We start from the raw sequence: 1,378 nt of genomic DNA, 5'->3' as shown, positions 1-1,378 counted from the left end.
CATCGAACCGCCATTCGGTGACCGTCGGCGACGGCACCTGCTCCTACGGCATCGGTGTGTCGTTTTCAGTCAAGACTACCCGGTGTATGGCTGGAACAGCGCCAGAGACGGTCTCGATGGCGTCGATACCGGTTCGCACTCAGTCAGTCTGGGCGCGGTGCAGGAGCACAATGGCCACCACTAGGAGCCTGTCGGACTATGGATGAATCGGCCGCGAAAGCGGGAGGGCGGCCCTGCCCTTTTCCGAAAATCCTCGTCAAATAGCTCACTATTCTCCTCGAATTTTCGAAAAATTGGGGCCGCCCTCCTGCCCTCCCGCGACTCGATCCCCCATAGTCCGACAGGCTCCTAGTAGTCTGTCAATAAAGTATTGACGGATTCGGCGGGCCGGGGATAACCATGGCTTTATCATGGAGTTTGCGTCGCCGCCGCAGGAGTAGGAAGCCCATCGATCGCCTTGCCGATTTGTCGCCTGCCCGACATCTCTGCCACCGCCCATGGGCGATGATATTTGCGTAGCTTTAATTTATGATGAATCGGCGCACGGCGTTCCCTGTCGGGTGATGTGGCTAAGGCTGTCATCAGGCGCATCTATATTGTATTTATTTATTGTTATCATATTTATATTAATTTTATTTTGTGAATTATTCCGTTTGTTATTCCGCGTCGAACGCAATGCGGAAGTGGATTTTCCGGAAGTAGATGAGTTTCGGGCAAGAAGAATCACGTAATAGATACACTAAGGATGGCGTGATGGCGACACTAAAAAATATAACAAGCGGGGATCAGGTGGTTTTACGGACGTGGCATGTGGTCGGGCGCAACCGGGCGGACGTCCACCTATACGTTGGTGATAGTGATATTTCCCGGCACCACGCCTATCTGTTCTGGCAGGATCAAACGTGGTTGTTGCGCGACGTCAGCAGCAACGGTGTCTGGTTGAGCGGGCAGCGGGTCAACCCGGCACAAGCGGTAGTGATCCATCCCGGCGATGAAATACGCTTCGGTGGGAAGGAGTACAATACCTGGGTCGTGCTGGATGCGGCCGCGCCACAGAGCTCCCTGGTGCCGATATCCCACGACGGCCCCGACATTCCATTGGGTCCGTACAACGCCCTGCCGGCCGAGCATCCGATTCTTGAGGTTATACGGGAGGACTCCGGCCGGTGGTTCCTGCGCCGGGACGGCCGGCTGACGGAGCTCAACGACGGCCAGCTCGTCGAGTTCGGGGGTGAAACCTGGCAAGCGAATCTGGTGGCCGACGGCGACGATGGCAAGTCCACGGAAAAGAGGCTCTATTGACGTTTCAGTGGGTGAAATACCCGCTTTCCGTCAGCAAGTTGGGCATTGACGAGGGTGGCATAAGGGAGGGGGGGGT

Annotated in this window: 1 protein-coding gene; it reads left to right on the top strand. The window is 56.2% G+C overall.

The window, feature by feature from the left end; genetic code table 11:
• Nucleotides 1-753: 753 nt before the first annotated feature.
• A complete protein-coding gene (locus ACYQ2W_RS26175) occupies nucleotides 754-1,302 on the top strand; it encodes an FHA domain-containing protein (protein WP_459874004.1) in 549 nt (182 codons plus the stop codon).
• Nucleotides 1,303-1,378: the final 76 nt, after the last annotated feature.

This window comes from Endothiovibrio diazotrophicus (assembly GCF_054657215.1).
Note: the sequence above shows the minus strand (reverse complement) of the source record. Positions and strands in the feature narration are given on the sequence as shown.